The 15,596-nt window shown below is 67.4% G+C and carries 18 protein-coding genes and 1 pseudogene; 11 read left to right on the top strand and 8 right to left on the bottom strand.

The features are described from left to right. Positions 1–660, top strand: coding sequence for a TetR/AcrR family transcriptional regulator (locus ACYVN4_RS02825; RefSeq protein ID WP_379362339.1), 660 nt, complete (start codon positions 1–3; stop codon positions 658–660). 128 nt (positions 661–788) lie between these two features. Here the strand turns inward: ACYVN4_RS02825 and ACYVN4_RS02820 are convergent, their stop codons facing one another. Then, positions 789–1,016, bottom strand: coding sequence for a DUF3107 domain-containing protein (locus tag ACYVN4_RS02820; RefSeq protein ID WP_379362340.1), 228 nt, complete (start codon positions 1,014–1,016; stop codon positions 789–791). A gap of 116 nt (positions 1,017–1,132) precedes the next feature. Next, positions 1,133–1,834, bottom strand: coding sequence for a ferritin-like fold-containing protein (locus tag ACYVN4_RS02815; RefSeq protein WP_460717624.1), 702 nt, complete (start codon positions 1,832–1,834; stop codon positions 1,133–1,135). A 134-nt stretch (positions 1,835–1,968) separates the two neighbouring features. On the opposite strand from ACYVN4_RS02815, the gene ACYVN4_RS02810 reads away from it, so the two are divergent. Both ACYVN4_RS02810 and ACYVN4_RS02805 read left to right on the top strand, forming a co-directional pair. Continuing rightward, a complete protein-coding gene (locus ACYVN4_RS02810) occupies positions 1,969–2,166 on the top strand; it encodes a hypothetical protein (RefSeq protein ID WP_460717623.1) in 198 nt (65 codons plus the stop codon). Then, positions 2,136–2,597, top strand: coding sequence for a hypothetical protein (locus ACYVN4_RS02805; RefSeq protein ID WP_460717622.1), 462 nt, complete (start codon positions 2,136–2,138; stop codon positions 2,595–2,597). The genes ACYVN4_RS02810 and ACYVN4_RS02805 overlap by 31 nt, the downstream gene beginning before the upstream one ends. A 50-nt stretch (positions 2,598–2,647) precedes the next feature. Here the strand turns inward: ACYVN4_RS02805 and ACYVN4_RS02800 are convergent, their stop codons facing one another. Then, on the bottom strand, positions 2,648–3,682 hold the full coding sequence (locus ACYVN4_RS02800; RefSeq protein ID WP_460717620.1) for an alpha/beta fold hydrolase: 1,035 nt from the start codon (positions 3,680–3,682) through the stop codon (positions 2,648–2,650). Positions 3,683–4,132: 450 nt separating this feature from the next. On the opposite strand from ACYVN4_RS02800, the pseudogene ACYVN4_RS02795 reads away from it, so the two are divergent. The 4 genes and pseudogenes from ACYVN4_RS02795 to ACYVN4_RS02780 all read left to right on the top strand — a co-directional run. Next, positions 4,133–5,692: pseudogene (locus ACYVN4_RS02795) on the top strand (DEAD/DEAH box helicase); the annotation flags it as partial. A 1,365-nt stretch (positions 5,693–7,057) separates the two neighbouring features. Beyond that, positions 7,058–8,287: an Rv3212 family protein gene (locus tag ACYVN4_RS02790; RefSeq protein WP_460717619.1), complete on the top strand. Its 1,230-nt coding sequence runs from the start codon at positions 7,058–7,060 to the stop codon at positions 8,285–8,287. A gap of 54 nt (positions 8,288–8,341) precedes the next feature. Then, complete coding sequence (locus ACYVN4_RS02785) at positions 8,342–8,959, top strand: acid phosphatase (RefSeq protein ID WP_460717618.1); 618 nt, start codon at positions 8,342–8,344, stop codon at positions 8,957–8,959. Continuing rightward, positions 8,956–9,435: a GNAT family N-acetyltransferase gene (locus ACYVN4_RS02780; protein WP_460717616.1), complete on the top strand. Its 480-nt coding sequence runs from the start codon at positions 8,956–8,958 to the stop codon at positions 9,433–9,435. The genes ACYVN4_RS02785 and ACYVN4_RS02780 overlap by 4 nt, the downstream gene beginning before the upstream one ends. 87 nt (positions 9,436–9,522) lie before the next feature. Here ACYVN4_RS02780 and ACYVN4_RS02775 read toward each other — a convergent pair whose 3' ends face one another. Beyond that, entirely contained in the window at positions 9,523–9,960 is a 438-nt protein-coding gene (locus tag ACYVN4_RS02775) for a hypothetical protein (RefSeq protein ID WP_460717615.1), read from the bottom strand. Positions 9,961–10,068: 108 nt separating this feature from the next. Between ACYVN4_RS02775 and ACYVN4_RS02770 the strand changes: the two genes are divergently transcribed. Both ACYVN4_RS02770 and ACYVN4_RS02765 read left to right on the top strand, forming a co-directional pair. Beyond that, positions 10,069–11,007 (top strand): diacylglycerol/lipid kinase family protein, encoded by a 939-nt coding sequence (locus ACYVN4_RS02770; RefSeq protein ID WP_460717614.1) that lies wholly within the window; start codon positions 10,069–10,071, stop codon positions 11,005–11,007. 257 nt (positions 11,008–11,264) lie between these two features. Then, a complete protein-coding gene (locus ACYVN4_RS02765) occupies positions 11,265–11,519 on the top strand; it encodes a WhiB family transcriptional regulator (protein WP_011211115.1) in 255 nt (84 codons plus the stop codon). 198 nt (positions 11,520–11,717) lie between these two features. On the opposite strand, the gene ACYVN4_RS02760 is transcribed toward ACYVN4_RS02765, so the two are convergent. Beyond that, entirely contained in the window at positions 11,718–13,232 is a 1,515-nt protein-coding gene (locus tag ACYVN4_RS02760; RefSeq protein WP_460717613.1) for a sensor histidine kinase, read from the bottom strand. Between the two features lie 99 nt (positions 13,233–13,331). After that, complete coding sequence (locus ACYVN4_RS02755; protein ID WP_460717612.1) at positions 13,332–13,547, bottom strand: biotin/lipoyl-binding carrier protein; 216 nt, start codon at positions 13,545–13,547, stop codon at positions 13,332–13,334. Positions 13,548–13,638: 91 nt separating this feature from the next. On the opposite strand from ACYVN4_RS02755, the gene ACYVN4_RS02750 reads away from it, so the two are divergent. After that, positions 13,639–13,713 carry a 50S ribosomal protein bL37 gene (locus ACYVN4_RS02750; protein WP_153805149.1) on the top strand — a complete coding sequence of 25 codons (75 nt, stop codon included), beginning with the start codon at positions 13,639–13,641 and terminating at the stop codon, positions 13,711–13,713. Positions 13,714–13,796: 83 nt separating this feature from the next. On the opposite strand, the gene rsrA is transcribed toward ACYVN4_RS02750, so the two are convergent. Together rsrA and ACYVN4_RS02740 are read right to left on the bottom strand one after the other, a co-directional pair. Continuing rightward, positions 13,797–14,066 carry a mycothiol system anti-sigma-R factor gene (gene rsrA, locus ACYVN4_RS02745; RefSeq protein ID WP_460718344.1) on the bottom strand — a complete coding sequence of 90 codons (270 nt, stop codon included), beginning with the start codon at positions 14,064–14,066 and terminating at the stop codon, positions 13,797–13,799. An 8-nt stretch (positions 14,067–14,074) separates the two neighbouring features. After that, positions 14,075–14,779, bottom strand: coding sequence for a sigma-70 family RNA polymerase sigma factor (locus tag ACYVN4_RS02740; RefSeq protein WP_460718343.1), 705 nt, complete (start codon positions 14,777–14,779; stop codon positions 14,075–14,077). A gap of 265 nt (positions 14,780–15,044) precedes the next feature. Here ACYVN4_RS02740 and ybaK point away from each other — a divergent pair, with 265 nt between their 5' ends. Further along, positions 15,045–15,539, top strand: a complete 495-nt coding sequence (ybaK, locus tag ACYVN4_RS02735) for a Cys-tRNA(Pro) deacylase (protein ID WP_460717611.1) — start codon at positions 15,045–15,047, stop codon at positions 15,537–15,539. Positions 15,540–15,596 lie beyond the last annotated feature (57 nt).

Genomic DNA, 15,596 nt, shown 5'->3' with positions numbered 1-15,596 from the left:
ATGACTGACCTCGTGGACCGGATGACTTCGCACCGCATGTCATCCGAGGCGACGAGCAAGCGCGGCACCCGCCTTCCTCGGGAGGCGCGCCGGGCACAGCTACTCGCCGCAGCCAGCGAGGTCTTCGTGCAGCGCGGCTATCACGCCTCGGGTATGGATGAAATCTCGCAGTGCGCCGGAGTCAGCAAACCGGTGCTCTACCAGCACTTCTCGAGCAAGCTCGAGCTGTACCTGGCCGTGCTGCAGAACTACGTCGACGCCCTGGTGTCCAGCGTGCGCCAGGCGCTGCGCTCCACCACCAGCAACAAGCAGCGCGTGCGCGCCGCCGTGCAGGCGTACTTCGACTTCGTCGATCACGAAACCCAGGGCTTCCGACTGGTTTTCGAATCGGATCTGACCAACGAGCCGCAGGTGCAGCGCCGGGTCGAGCAGGCCACCGAGGCCTGTGTGGACGCGGTCTTCGACCTGGTCGCGCACGACTCCGGGCTGGAGCCCTACCGGGCCCGCGTGCTGGCCGTCGGCCTGGTCGGCGCGAGCCAGCTGAGCGCGCGCTACTGGCTCGAGGCGGATCGCCCGATTTCGAAGGATGACGCGGTGGATACCACCGTCGCGCTCTGCTGGGGCGGGCTCAAGCACGTGCCCCTCCACCCCATCGACTGAGACAATCCGATTGATCGACTGAGAGAAACATTCTCTCGCCCAATCAAATAGGAATTGCCCCGCCGAGAAACTCGGCGGGGCAATTCTTTTCGTCCGGTTCAGCCGTTTCAGGCAGGGTCCGATCCGGATCAGACAGCCGCGAAGCCGACGCGACCCGAGGACGGGGTCCCGATCTCGACATAGGCGACCTTGCTGGCCTGGATCAGGAACTTGCGGCCCTTCTCGTCGGTCAGCGCCACGACGCCGCCCTCACCCTGCAGGGCGCCGGTCACGGCCGCCTCCACCTCGGCGGGCGTCTGCGAGCTGTTGATGACGAGCTCACGCGGGCTATCCGAAATGCCGATCTTGACCTCCACGGCCAACCTCCGAACCTAGAGTCCTGTGCTGTCCTGATCACGCTAGCGCAGCCGCGACAGCCGTCGGCCGCGACCGCCTGCGCTGTCAGCGAACAGTGCGAGCGGGAGCGAACAGGTCAGGCCAGACCCAGCACCCGCATGCGCTCGGCGTGACTGTTCTGCATGTGCTCGAACAGCGTCGCGATGCCGCTCAGGTCGCCGGTGGCGGTGAGCACCAACTCGGTCAGCTCATCGCGCTGCGCCATCACGTACTGCGCCTGGGTGATGGCCTCGCCCAGCAGTCGACGGCCCCACAGCGCCAGCCGGTCGCGCTCGGAGCGGTTCTGCGCGACGGCGGTCCGCACTTCCTCGATCACGAACTCGGAGTGGCTGGTCTCGGCCAGCACATCGCGCACCACGTCGGCGACCTCGGGAGCCAGGGCGCCGGCGATCTCGGTGTAGAAGTCGGCGGCGATGCCGTCACCGACGTAGAACTTCACCATCGACTCCAGCCAGGTGGAGGGGTCGGTGGAGGCGTGATAGGCGTCCAGGGCGCGCACGAACGGGGCCATGGCGTCGAAGACATCCACACCGCGATCGGCGAGGGCCGCCTCGAGGGTCTTGAAATGGTCCATCTCGTTGCCCGCCATCTTGGCGACGGCCACCCGGCCGCGCAGGCTGGGCGAGAGCTTGGCCTCTTCGGCGAGACGGTAGAAAGCGGAGATCTCGCCGTAGGCGAGAACCGCGAACAGGTCGGTGACTCCGGGATGTTCGGCGGAAATACGGCCGTCAGAAGACTCTGAGGCAGCGCCGAGCGCAGTGGACGAGTTTGCTCCCATGGGACCCCACCCTAGCGGCAGAAAATGACGCGTATTCAACCATCGGTGACACATCATCGGGCTTACGCTCGAATTGCCCGAATGGCCTTGTGCCACTTGAAAATTCAAAACCTACCGGTCGTTGGGAGCTTCCCATGCCCATCCCGATTCAAAACCTCGTCGTGCTCGGCGACAGCCTGTCCGATATCGGCATCAAGCGCGAATCCCCCGCGGGCATGTTCGCCCGCGCGCTCGGAAAGATGCGCACCAACGAGGTCGGCCGCTACAGCGACGGCAAGAACTGGACCGACTTCGTCGTGGAATGGATCGGCGGCCAGCCAACGCCCTGCTGAAGAACCCACCACCGGCCGCACGGAACATGTCCCAGGACCAGTTCCCGGGTGCAACCCTGCACATCCTCTGGATCGGTCTCAACGACCTGATCACCGCCGAACGACCGGTCCCCGACAGCGGCGCCGCCAAACCCGGCACCGGCATCGGCCCGAAGGACGGGCCCGGCGCGACACCGGCCAACATCAGCTTCGTGCAGATGGACCAGTTCATGCAGCACGTCTCGACCCACCAGGCGGCGTTCCAGCTCACGCCCCTGGCACAGGATCACGGCCCGGTGCCGTACCTGGGCATGGTCGACAGAACGGCGCCCGCCATCCGCCGCGCACTCACGACCAGCGATCTCGCGCACCCGACCCAGGCCGTGTACGAGCTCATCGCGCGCGCGCGATCGTGGACGTCATCGTCCCGAAATACAGTGTGGGACGGCTGAATCAGCAGTCGTGGCCCGCTCTGCGGCCGTATCCGAACGCGTGATCGGCCTCAGGCCAGGTCGCGCAGGAACTTGTCCAGGTACGTCCACGTGGTGTCGCGGGCGATGAGAATGCCGAGGTGGGAACCGGGTGCGGTCTCGTAGCGCACCTCGGCGGCGCCGGTCAGCGTCTTCGTGCCGTGCTCGACCGCGGCGGCCGCGGTGATCGCGTCGTTCGGGCCGCCCACCAGCAGCACCGGCTGGGTGATTTCGGCCAGCGCGATCTCCCGGTCGGCCAGGTGCACCACGCCCTTGCCGATGTCGTTGTTGAGGATGAACCGACCCCACAGCTGGTTGTAGAAGCGCCCCGGGTACCCCGGCATCGCGTTCTGGAACCGGTCGATGGTCTCCATTCGGGCGAGCGTCGCGGTATCCCCGAGATTGCTGGCAATGAAGTAGGGGCGCTTGAGCTCTCGTTCCCAGGCGGTCGCGCGGTAGGCGATCCGGGTCAGCTGCGCGGAGACGCCGCCCGCGGCGCGAATCGCGGCGGTCGCGGTCCGGCCGCCGTCGATGCGGGCCAGGGTGCGCAGCTCGCGCGCGCCGAACATGTGGTCGTAGCTCAGCGGCGCGCCGACGGCCGTCACCGACCGGATGGGCAGGGTCTGGTCGGCCGCGGCGGTCAGCAGGGCGAGCGTGCCGCCGATGGACCAGCCCACCAGATCGACCGGGCGCCCGCCGCGATCGGCGGACACCTGCCGGATGGCCTCGGGCAGGATGTCCTCGATCCAGGTCTCGAAGCCCATGCGCCGGTCCTCGAAGGTGATGTCGCCGTAGTCGACCAGGTAGGGCGCGCGGCCGGACTCCAGCAGAAAGCGGGCCAGGCTCTGCTCGCGGCTGAGGTCGAAGCAGAAGGCGGGCGCGGCCAGCGGCGGCACCAGCAGCACGGCCGGATCATCGGGACCCGCGCCGTCGTAGCGGCGCAGTTCGCGGTGCGGCGCGTCGGACAGCACCGTCGACGGGGTCGGTTCGGGGGCTGAGATGCCCTCGCCGAAGGTCAGTGCCCACAGGTTCTGGGCGGCGATAGTCACGGTGTCTGCCAAGCTCACGGCACAACCTTCGCAGATAGTGGTACAGCGTGTATCACACATGTGAGCAACTCAACTGCCGCGCCCGAGGCCCGCACGGCCGCTCCTGACGAATTATGGTGCGCCGCAATCATTAACGCCAATGCGAAACCGTGGACCGGTCCGCCCACCCCTGCGATTTGCACGCCTACCAGCGCAATAACGCTGCACATTAGCGGTGGCGGAAATCAGGGCGAAGGTCGTATCACGCTACAATCTCCGCGGACGGCGGAAATTTCATGCCCGTAGTCCAGAGAAAATGTGCGCGCACTCCGATCCGCCTCACAGCACCGCCGCGCCAGGTCGACGCCCATCCACCGGACAGGCATCCCAGCAGCGGCGAGTAACGGATCAAGTGGTCGTCGCGGACCGTCCGGGTCCGCCCCACGCCTCGTGCGCGCGAGACGCGATAAACGAGGAAAGGCAAGAACCCTGAGCAAGATCACCGTAGAGCAGGAACCGGGTGTGGCGGAGACGCTGCTGACCGCGGAACTCGACGACACTCACCTCGCTCCCACTTTCGCCGAATTGGGCGTGCGGCCGGAAATTGTCCGGGCCCTCGCCGAACTCGGCATCGAACGCACCTTCGCCATTCAGGAACTCACCCTGCCGCTCGCGCTGGCCGGTGAGGATCTCATCGGGCAGGCCCGCACCGGTATGGGCAAGACCTTCGGCTTCGGTGTGCCGCTGCTGAACCGCATCGCCTCCGAGGGCTCGGGCACCAAGACCCTGGACGGCACCCCGCGCGCGCTGGTCATCGTGCCTACCCGCGAGCTGTGCATGCAGGTCACCTCCGACCTGGAGAACGCCAGCAAGTACCTGAAGGACGCCACCGGCACCAAGGTCCGGGTCCACGCCATCTACGGCGGCCGCCCCTACGACACGCAGATCGCGGCGCTGCGCTCCGGCGTCGACGTGGTCGTCGGCACGCCCGGCCGCCTGCTGGATCTGGCCCAGCAGAACCACCTGATCCTGGGCAAGGTCCAGGTGCTGGTGCTCGACGAGGCCGACGAAATGCTCGACCTGGGCTTCCTGCCCGATATCGAGCGCATTCTCAATATGGTTCCCGAGCAGCGCCAGACCATGCTGTTCTCGGCCACCATGCCGGGCCCGATCATCACCCTGGCCCGCACCTTCCTCAACCGGCCCACCCACATCCGGGCCGAGGAACACCACGAGTCCGCGGTGCACGATCGCATCGCACAGTTCGTCTACCGCGCCCACGCGCTGGACAAGAGCGAGCTGGTGGCCCGCATCCTGCAGGCCGAAACCCGTGGCGCGACAATGATTTTCGCGCGCACCAAGCGGACCGCGCAGAAGGTCGCCGACGATCTGGCCGAGCGCGGCTTCGCCGTCGGCGCGGTACACGGCGACCTCGGGCAGATCGCCCGTGAGAAGGCGCTCAAGAAGTTCCGTGAGGGCAAGATCGACGTGCTGGTCGCCACCGACGTGGCCGCCCGCGGCATCGATATCGACGACGTCACCCACGTCGTCAACTACCAGTGCCCCGAGGACGAGAAGACCTACGTGCACCGCATCGGCCGCACCGGCCGCGCGGGCAAGACCGGTGTCGCCGTGACGCTGGTCGACTGGGACGAGCTCACCCGCTGGGGCATGATCAACAAGGCCCTGGAACTGGGCATCCCGGAACCGGCGGAGACGTATTCCCGCTCGCCGCACCTGTATTCGGAACTCGGCATCCCCGAGGGCGTGACCGGCATCGTCCGCAAGCGGCCCGTGGAACGCGACCGCGACGAGGAAGCCGTCGTCGTCGACCGCGAACGCCGCGCCCCGCGTGCCCGCAACCGTCGCCGCACCCGCGGCGGCCAGGCGGAGACCGGTGTCGAGAACACTGTCGTGACCACCGAAGCCCCTGTGGCCGAAGGTGATTCGACCGGTGATCCGGAGAAGTCGAGCCGCCGCAAGCGGCGTCGCCGCCGCGGCAAGGGCGGCAACGCCCAGGCCGACACCGCCGTGACGGCCGCAGCCGCCACCGAAACCGACGACGCACCCGAGGTTTCCACCGCGGACTCGTCGGCTTCCACGGACTCGTCGACGTCCACCGCGGACACGTCCGAGGCCACCAACGGCTCGCGCCGCAACCGCACCCGCAACCGCCGCAACCGCGGCTCGGCGGAGGTCGACACCACCACCGTCGAACCGGTCAACGGCACGGCGGTCCAGGCCGCGACCACCCCGACCACCGCACCGGCCGGACTCTTCTCCCACGTCGAGTCCCCCGTGACCACCACGGCGACCGCCGTCACCGCCGACCCGTTCGGCGGCTCGAACGGCAACGGCCGCACCCGGACTCGCGGGGCGGAGGCCGACGCGGTGACGGAGACGGCCGCGAGCACCGAGGCCGCCGCGACCGAGGAGCCGACCGCGCCGCGCAAGCGTCGCAGCACCAAGACCGCCACCGCGGAATCCCCTGCGGCTGTGGCGAATTCAACTCCGGTCGCAGGTGCCGACGCCGCGGACACGGACTCGGCCACCACGGACGCGCCCCGGAAGCGCACCCGCAAGGCCGTCCGGCCCGAATCGGCCGCCGTGGCCGAGGCACTGGTCGCCGAGCCGGTCGCTGCCGAGGAAGCGCCGCGTAAGCGGACCCGTAAGGCCACGAAGGCGGCCGAAACCGAGGCGGTCACGTCCGAGGCTGTCGTGGCCGACGCGGAGCCGGTTGCCGAGGCACCGGTCAAGCGCGCCCGCCGCGCCACCAAGGCCGCTGCCGAAACCGCCGCGGTCGCGCCGGAATCGGTTGCTGCCGAGGCTGATTCGGCCGCGCCGGTACTGAAGACTCCGCGCAGCCGGACCCGCAAGGCCACGAGCGTCGAGGTCGCCGACACCGCCGTGTCGGATGGCGAAGCGCCGAAGAAGACGGTCCGCAAGAGCACTCGCAAGGCTGCCGCCACCGAGGTCGTCACCGAGGCCGTGGCGGAAGCCCCGAAGGCCGCGCCGCGCAAGCGGACTCGTAAGGCCGATATGGAGGCTGCCGACGCGCCGGCCGCCGAGGCTCCGAAGGCCCCGGCGAAGCGCACTCGCAAGGCCGTGGCGGCCACCGCCGAGGCCGCGCCGGAGGCCGCGGAAGCGGCCGCACCGCGCAAGCGGGTTCGCAAAGCCGTCGCCGTCGCCGAGGTCGCCGAACCGGCGACGAACGGTGAGGCCACGGCTCCGGTCAAGCGGACCCGTCGCAAGAAGGCCGACGCCGCCGATACCGCCGACGTGGTGGCCGCCTCGGCATAACCGCCGAATCAGCGCAGGCAGGCGCGGTCGCCACTCCGGTAGCGACCGCGCCTGCCGCGACGGGAGGCGGTCGCCGCCGTCGCGGGGCGGCGCGGATCGGCTACTCTCGCTGTCGTGCTCGCACCGGAGCGGCGGACGCGCGCCGATATTCTCACCGCTGTCGCGATTGCCGCTGTGGTGGCGATCGCGACAGTGGCGGTGGTGTTGACCAGTGGCGTGCGCGGCACGCACGCGCAGTCCGCGACGGTCGATCTGCCCGCCCCCGCGGTCGGTGGGCCGGTGCCCACCCAGGTCCAGGAACTCTGGAATCAGCCCGATGCGCAGGCCATGCGCTCGCTGGTGGTGGGCGGGGTGGCCGTGACCGCCGACGGCGGCGCCGTCACCGGGCGCAATCCGCGCACCGGCGAACAGGTCTGGCGTTACGAGCGGGATATTCCGCTGTGCAAGGCGGAAGTCCAGTTCGGGACCGTCATCGCCACCTACAAGGACGATCGCGGCTGCAGCCAGACCACGCTGCTCAATGCCGAGACCGGCACCCGCGTGGCCGCGCGATCCAGCTATATGGACAAGCAGGTCACGCTGTGGCCGGACGGCACCTATGTGCTGGCCCTCGGCGACAACCGCATGGAGATGTGGCGTTCGGATCTGGTCCGCACCCTCGAATACGGCTACGTGGACGCGCCGGTGAATCCGCGCACCCAGCCGCGCAGCGACTGCACGCTGCTCTCCGCCGAATCGGCGCCCAGCCGGGTGGCGGTGCTGGAGCGCTGTCCGAAGGACGCCGCCGACCGGCTGACGATTCTCAATCCCGCGCCCAAGGACAGCACCTCCCCCGAGGAATACAGCTCGCACGTGCTCAACGAGCCGGGCGGCGCGGTGGACGGGGCCCGGGTGCTGGCGGTGTCCGACAGCCGGATCGCGCTGTACCTGCCCGGCACCGCGTCCACCCCGCCGGTGCTGACGCTCTACGACGTCAACGGCAATCTGGTTGCCACCCATCAGCTTTCGGGTCCGATGACGAACGATGCCATGGTCGCGCGGCTGTCCACCGGGTACTTCGTGTTCACCGGCGAGAACCTGATCGCCCTCAATCCCAGCACCCTCGATCCGATGTGGGGCGCGGCGAAGGTGCTCGGCACCCCCGCACTGATGGCCGGGCAGCTCATCGTCCCGGTCGCCGACGGACTGGCCACGCTGGATCCCAACAACGGCGCGCAGGTGGCCCGGATCCCGGTGCAGCGCAGCGACTATCACGGTCAGCCCATCTCACTGGCGGTGTCGGGCCAGATGTTCCTGGAACGTCGCGGCACCCAGCTCTACGGCGTCGGCGGACCTGCCTCCTGAGACCGGGGCCTGCCTGCTGCGACTTCGGACCGGCCGTCCGGCATGATCGCTGTCATGAGCGGTGCCGAATTCCGATTGATATTGCTGCGACACGGCGAGACGGAGTGGTCGGCGGCGCGCCGCCACACCGGCCGCACCGACGTGCCGCTCACCGAACTCGGTGAGGCACAGGCGAAGGCCGCCGGAAAACTGCTGTACGACTTGGATTTACAGCATCCGCTGGTGCTGACCAGCCCGCGCCGGCGCGCCACCCACACCGCCGAACTGGCCGGGCTCGGCCATGCCATCATCGACGACGACCTGGTCGAATGGGACTACGGCGAATACGAGGGCCTGACCACCCCCGAAATCCAGCGGATGTCGCCCGGCTGGACCATCTTCACCGGTGAGACCCCCGAGGGCGAGACCGCCGAGCAGGTGCGCAAGCGCGCCGATCACGTGCTGGCGACCGTCATCCCGGAACTGGCCACCCGCGATGTGGTGCTCGTCGGCCACGGTCACTTCTCCCGCGTGCTCATTGCCCGCTGGTGCGAATTCGAGGTGATCGAAGGCCGCCGATTCTTCCTGTCCACCGCCGCGGTTACCGTGCTGGGACACGACCATCAGGCGCGAACCGTGCTCACCCACAACCTGGTTGCGCCACTCGACCCACAGGAAGGGGCCGCCGAATGATCCGCCGCGCCACCCCCGCCGATGTTCCGGCACTGGTAGGACTCGTCCACGATCTGGCCGAGTACGAGAAGGCTCCCGACGAGTGCACGCTGACCGAATCCCAGCTCGAGGCCGCGCTGTTCGGTCCGAATTCGGCGCTGTACGCGCACGTGACCGAGAGCGATCAGGGCGTGGTAGGCTGTGCGATCTGGTTCCTGAACTTCTCCACCTGGAAGGGCGTGCACGGAATCTTCCTGGAGGACCTCTACGTCAAGCCGGAGGCGCGCGGCCGCGGCCTGGGCAAGAGTCTGCTGGCGACGCTGGCCCGCGAGGCGGTCGAGCAGGGATACGCGCGCGTCGACTGGTCGGTGCTGACCTGGAACACCCCGAGCATCGACTTCTACGAGTCCATCGGGGCCGAGCATCAGGTCGAATGGACCGGCTACCGACTGACCGGTGCCGCACTGTCGCGACTGGCGACGCACGCGGACGACTGACGCCTCGAACAAAGCGCTCGCTCACCCGAGGTGGGCGAGCGTCCAAAAATGCGGCTGTGGGCCACTGAGCCGCCGATACGGCCCGGCCTACTCCTCCCCCAGCCCGTACCCGGCGGCCATCCACCGGTTCGACGCGGGCGCGAACAAGGCGACCAGCGCGCCCAGGGCCAGCAGCCCCAGCGGCAGACCGAATTCGATCCGGTCCGAGGTGAACATGAAGTACGCGACGCCCAGCAGCAACAGCTGCGTCAGCGTCGCGATGGCCCGCCCCCACCGCTTGCCCCGTATCAGCCCGATCCCCGCCGCCAGCACCGCGCCGCCGAGAATGGCCGCGTATCCGGCGGTGAGATAGCTGTTCTTCGAGCTCTGCGCGTGCCCGTCCGCCCCGACGATGATCAGCACGACCATCGCGACCAGACCCAGCGCGCCCTCGAGCGCGACCAGCGCCCCCGCCACGCGAACCGTCGTCGGCACCGCCTCGGTCTCGTCCGCCGCTGGGTTCTCGCCCTTGTTCTGCTCAGCCACCCGCCCAGCCTACGACCGAGCGTCGTTGTCGAATCCTGGACCCGCCCACCCGTTTCGGGACCGACTCCGGGCGGTCGAGTCGCGACGGACCTCAGTAGGCTGCATCACGTGCGGACGCTCCTCATCGTGAATCCCAACGCCACGTCGACCACCCGGTCCACTCGCGATCTGCTCGCTCACGCCCTGGAATCCCGCACCCAGCTGACCGTCCGCCAGACCGAGCACCGTGGGCACGCCGCCGAACTGGCGCGCTGGGCCGCCGACACCCGCATGGATCTGATCGTCGTGCACGGCGGGGACGGCACCGTGAACGAAACCATCAACGGCTTCCTGCCGCTGCCGGGTCAGCCGCAGCGCGAATGGCTGCCGCGCCTCGGCGTCATTCCGGGCGGCTCGGCGAATGTGTTCGCGCGCTCGCTCGGCATCGAGCCGGATCCGGTGACCGCCACCAATCAGCTCATCGATCTGCTCGCCGACGAAGCGGACCGCCGCATCGGTCTCGGCGTCGCCGATGATCGCTGGTTCACCTTCAGCGCGGGCGTCGGCCTGGACGCGGATGTCTGCGAGGCCATCGACGACAAGCGCGCGAACGGCAAGGCGGCCACGCCCGCCCGCTATCTGCGCACCACGGTCAAGCAGTTCTTCCGCGCGAAACGCCATGCCGCGCAAGTGACCCTGGACATTCCGGGTCACGAACCGGTTATGGACGTGCATTACGCATTCGTGACCAATGCCAGTCCCTGGACTTATCTCGACAACACGCCCGTGGTCACCAACCCGGAGACAACCTTCGAATCGGGTCTCGGGGTGTTTGCCATGCGCACCATGAGCGTCCTGCCGACCCTCATGATCGCCCGCCAGTTGTTGTCCGCCGATGCGGATCCCAAGGGCCACAAATTGTTTCGCGAGGACGATGTTCCGGCGGTGACGGTCACGGCGGAGGAACCGATCGGGTTGCAAATCGACGGCGACTTCATCGGACGACGCAACATGGTGAATTTCACAGCCGTCCCGGATATCCTCGATGTGGTCGCGCCGAAGCCCTAGCCGGTTCGACACACCTGAGAAACATCGCTGTTGCGCTGCGAAAACCCGCTCGACCGAGTACAAATGACACGGCGGACCCCCGGGTAGGGGTCTTACAGCGTGAGCTTCCCCACGGTGCACCAGGTATCTATTGACATCTACGGTGTTCGTGAAAGCATTCACAAGCAACCGTGCGGAAACATTCGAGTCGCACAAGTGAACGGACCACAAACCTAAGGGGCAGCGCCATGCGCGCGCCCTAGCAAAGGAGCAGAGGAATGGACTGGCGCCACAAGGCCATCTGTCGCGACGAGGACCCCGAGCTGTTCTTCCCGGTGGGAAACAGTGGTCCGGCGCTCGCGCAGATTGCCGATGCCAAGCTGGTCTGCGCTCGCTGCCCCGTCACCGCTGATTGCCTCTCCTGGGCCCTGAAGTCGGGCCAGGATGCCGGCGTGTGGGGTGGTATGAGCGAAGACGAGCGTCGTGCGCTGAAGCGTCGCAACGCGCGCACGCGTACCCGTACCGTCGTCTGACCAGCTAAGACGATAGGCGTTACGGCCCATCCCAGCCTCGGGGCCGCAACGCAATTCGGCCCGGCACCAATACAGGTGCCGGGCTTCAGTGTGTAAAGGGCGAATTTCTCGTTGAACGGGATTTGCGCTTTTCGAACGAAAGTTCGGGCGCAGGTTTTTCACTACGCCCGGACTTATGCGTCGAACAAGATATTTTGGTCAGCGGGCGGAGCGGCGGCCCAAGGGAACTCGCAGTACCGCGTCGGTGCCGACATCGGCTCCGGGATGGAGTCCGATCGAGCCGCCCAATTCGGCCGTGACGAGTGTGCGGACAATTTGCAGGCCCAACCGGTCGGAGGCTTCCAGGCTGAATCCGTCGGGCAGGCCGCGGCCGTCGTCGCTGATGATGACGTCGAGCCAGCGGGCCGAACGCTCGGAACGGATTGTGACCGTGCCGTTCTCGCCGGCGTCGAAGGCGTGCTCGATGGCGTTCTGCACCAATTCGGTCAAGACCATGACCAGCGGGGTCGCGCGTTCGGCGGAGAAGACGCCGAGTGAGCCCGCGCGGCGGACCTTGATGCGAGCCGTGTGGACGGTCGCGACATCGGCCATTATCGGCAAGAGGCGGTCCACCACCTCGTCCAGATCGACCTCTTCGTCAACCGACATGGACAACATTTCGTGCACGGACGCGATGGAGGTGACCCGGCGGACCGATTCGGTCAGTGCCAGGCGGGCTTCCTCGTTCTCGGTGCGGCGGGCTTGCAGGCGCAGCAGCGCGGCCACGGTCTGCAGATTGTTCTTCACCCGGTGGTGGATCTCGCGGATGGTCGCGTCCTTGGACAGCAGCGCGCGATCGCGGCGCTTCACCTCGGTCACGTCGCGGACCAGCACCGCGGCCCCGGCCAGCTCGCCGTGCGGGCGCAGCACCAGGGTGCGCAGCAGCACGGTCGCCCCGCGCGCCTCGACTTCCATTCGGCGACCGGCCTTTCCGGCCAGGGCCGCCTGGATGTCGCCGACCACCTCCTGCGCGTCGAACGGGTCGGTGATGAGCGAACGGGTGGTCAGGGCCAGATCCTGGCCGACCAGATCGTTCTGCAAACCCATGCGGTGATACGCCGAGAGCGCGTTCGGGCTGGCGTAGCTGACGGTGCCCTCGGTATCCAGGCGAATGAATCCATCGCCCGCGCGCGGACTGGAGTGCGCGCCGGTGCGATCCTCGAGCGCGGGCCAGGTGCCGTCGGCGACCATCTGGCACAGGTCGTCCGCGCAGGACATGTAGGCGATCTCGAGGCTGGAACGCATCTTGCGGCGCTGCACATCGGTGTCGCGGCCGAGCACGGCGATGATGTCGTCGCCGACCCGCACCGGGATCGCCTCGCGCACGGCGTGCACGGGATGCGGGTGATAGACGCCGGTCAGGGCGGTATCGGTCTCGTACCGGACGATATCGGCGTTCAGCAGTGCCTCGAACACATGCGGATTCGCCTCTTTGGTGGCGAGGCTGCCGACCAGGTCCTCCGGATGGACGGTCGGCGCGGTGGTCGGGCGGCACTGCGACACGCACACCACCTCCGCGCCCTCGCTGATCGGGCCGGTCCCCACCCACAGCAGCAGATCCGCGAACGACAGATCCGCAAGCAGCTGCCAGTCCCCCACCACCCGCTGCAGATGGTCGACGGCCGCACCCGGTAGGTCGGTGTGCTCAGCCAGTAGATCACTCAGTGTCGACATTCACCCACGCTCCTCTGTTCCCACGTCGGGTGTATGTTCCCACGCGATACGAGCCGGGCGTGTCAGCAGCGGGTCGGGGGGCTCCAGGCTGCGAGATTCTCAGGAAATGACGGCGATCAGATCGCCGGGCTGAAGCACGTCGCCGGGCTTGACGTTGATCGAGGCGACCGTACCCGGACCCTCGACGATGACCGGGATCTCCATCTTCATGGACTCGAGCATGACGACCGGATCGTCGGCCTTCACCTCGTCACCGACCGCGACCAGGATCTCCTGCACGGTCGACACCATCTCGGCCAGCACTTCCTCAGCCATGAACACCTCTCGCTTTCGAGTGACCTGTAGCCCCTGAAGGTACAGCCAACCACACATGAAAGAATGGCGACCGACTGAAGGGAGATTACCTATGGGTAAGCGTGGACGTAAGAAGCGTGGCCGCAAGAAGAACGCAGCCAACCACGGCAAGCGGCCGAACGCCTGAGCTGCGGTAACTAGCTCGAAAACTGTTGAGCGGCACCACTTCCCAATGGGATGTGGTGCCGCTCAACTGTATGTGTATATCTGCTATTCAGCAGAGTCGATCCGGGTCTCCACGCTGGTGTAGCTGGTCCGGATCTCGAGCGTCAGGCGCTGTCGCAGCGCATCCGGCGCCCGGTCGCCACCGCACTTGCGGTTGAGCAGCGACTTGAGCTTCTCCTCCAGGCCGTAGGCCTCGATGCACGGCGAGCAACGGTCGATGTGCTCGCGCAGCCGATCCTTGACGGCGGCATCGCACTCGTTGTCCAGGAGCAGCCAGACATCGGCGAGCACCGCCGAGCAGTCCAGATCATCCATCTCGTCGCTCACTGATTTACCTCCTCACGCGCATCGCTGCCCGACCGGTTGAATCCTCGTTCCCGCGCCACGTCCGCGAGCAGACCCTTGAGCTGCTTGCGACCACGGTGCAGCCGGGACATGACGGTACCGATGGGGGTTCCCATGATCTCGGCGATTTCCTTGTAAGGGAAGCCCTCCACGTCGGCGTAGTACACCGCCATCCGGAATTCCTCGGGCAGCTCCTGCAGCGCGTGCTTGATGTCGTCGTCCGGCAGCGCCTCGAGGGCTTCCATCTCCGCCGAGCGCAGACCCTGCGAGGTGTGTTCGGCGGTGGCGGCCAGCTGCCAGTCGGTGATCTCGTCGGTCGGATACTGCGCGGGCTGGCGCTGCTTCTTCCGATACGAGTTGATGTAGGTGTTGGTGAGGATCCGGTACAGCCATGCCCGCAGATTGGTGCCCTCGCGGAATGACTTGAACCCCTGGTAGGCCTTGGCGAAGGTCTCCTGCACCAGGTCCTCGGCGTCGGCGGGGTTGCGGGTCATGCGCAATGCCGCCCCGTAGAGCTGATCCAGCAATGGGAGCGCGTCGCGCTCGAATCGCGCGGCCAGTTCCGTAGCGGATTCGGCGCTCCTGGCGCCGTTTTCGCTCACTTCGTCGTAGTCGACCGCTTGGTCTTCACCGGCGTCGATGCTTTCGCTGTTTGCGTCGTCATCACGCAGGCGATCGACCATGTCGTCGTCGCTCGTCACGCTTGTCCCTTCGATCGCCGTAGCACTTGAGGCTACCGCGAACAGGGATTCGGCCAGGAAACTGGTCCAAACCGGGCGCTCCTCGACCAGTACGGTCACCCGACTCCTCCTTCGTGAATGGCTGGCTGCGTTCGCGAACCGTGGGCCCGGCGGTTGCTGCGAAGCGCGTATGGCGTGCAACAGGCATGACGCGCACCCTGTTCCCAGCACCCGAAATCCGGTTGCGTCCGGTGGCTAGGGTGAGCCCATGGCTGCTGCTTCGACCCCGGCGATCAAGGCATTGGTACAGGCGAAAGTCGATCATCGGGTACACGCGTATTCCCATGACCCGCGCCATGATTCGTACGGGGCGGAGGCGGTCGAGGCGCTCGCGGAGCAGCTCGGGGTGACCGCCGGGCAGATCTTCAAGACGCTGGTGATCGAGCTGGGTTCGGGCGGGCTCGCGGTGGCGGTGCTGCCGGTGCCGACCACGCTGTCGCTGAAGGCGGCGGCCGCGGCGCTGGGCGGCGGGAAGGCCGCGATGGCCGACAAGACCAAGGCCGAGCGCACCACCGGCTACGTACTGGGCGGGATCTCGCCGCTGGGCCAGAAGAAGCGGCTGCCGACGGTCGTCGACGCGTCCGCGCTGGAGTGGGATCGGGTGCTGTGCAGTGCGGGCAAGCGCGGCCTCGAGATCGAGCTGAACCCCGCTGACCTGGTACGACTCACGAATGCGGTGACAGCCTCCGTCGCCGTCGCGTGAGCGGAGACACAACCTCCGGAAAAAACTTGCCATTGAGCAACCAAATCGGAATACTTG

Source organism: Nocardia heshunensis, assembly GCF_054782115.1.
This window is presented reverse-complemented; position numbering and strand designations above follow the sequence as displayed.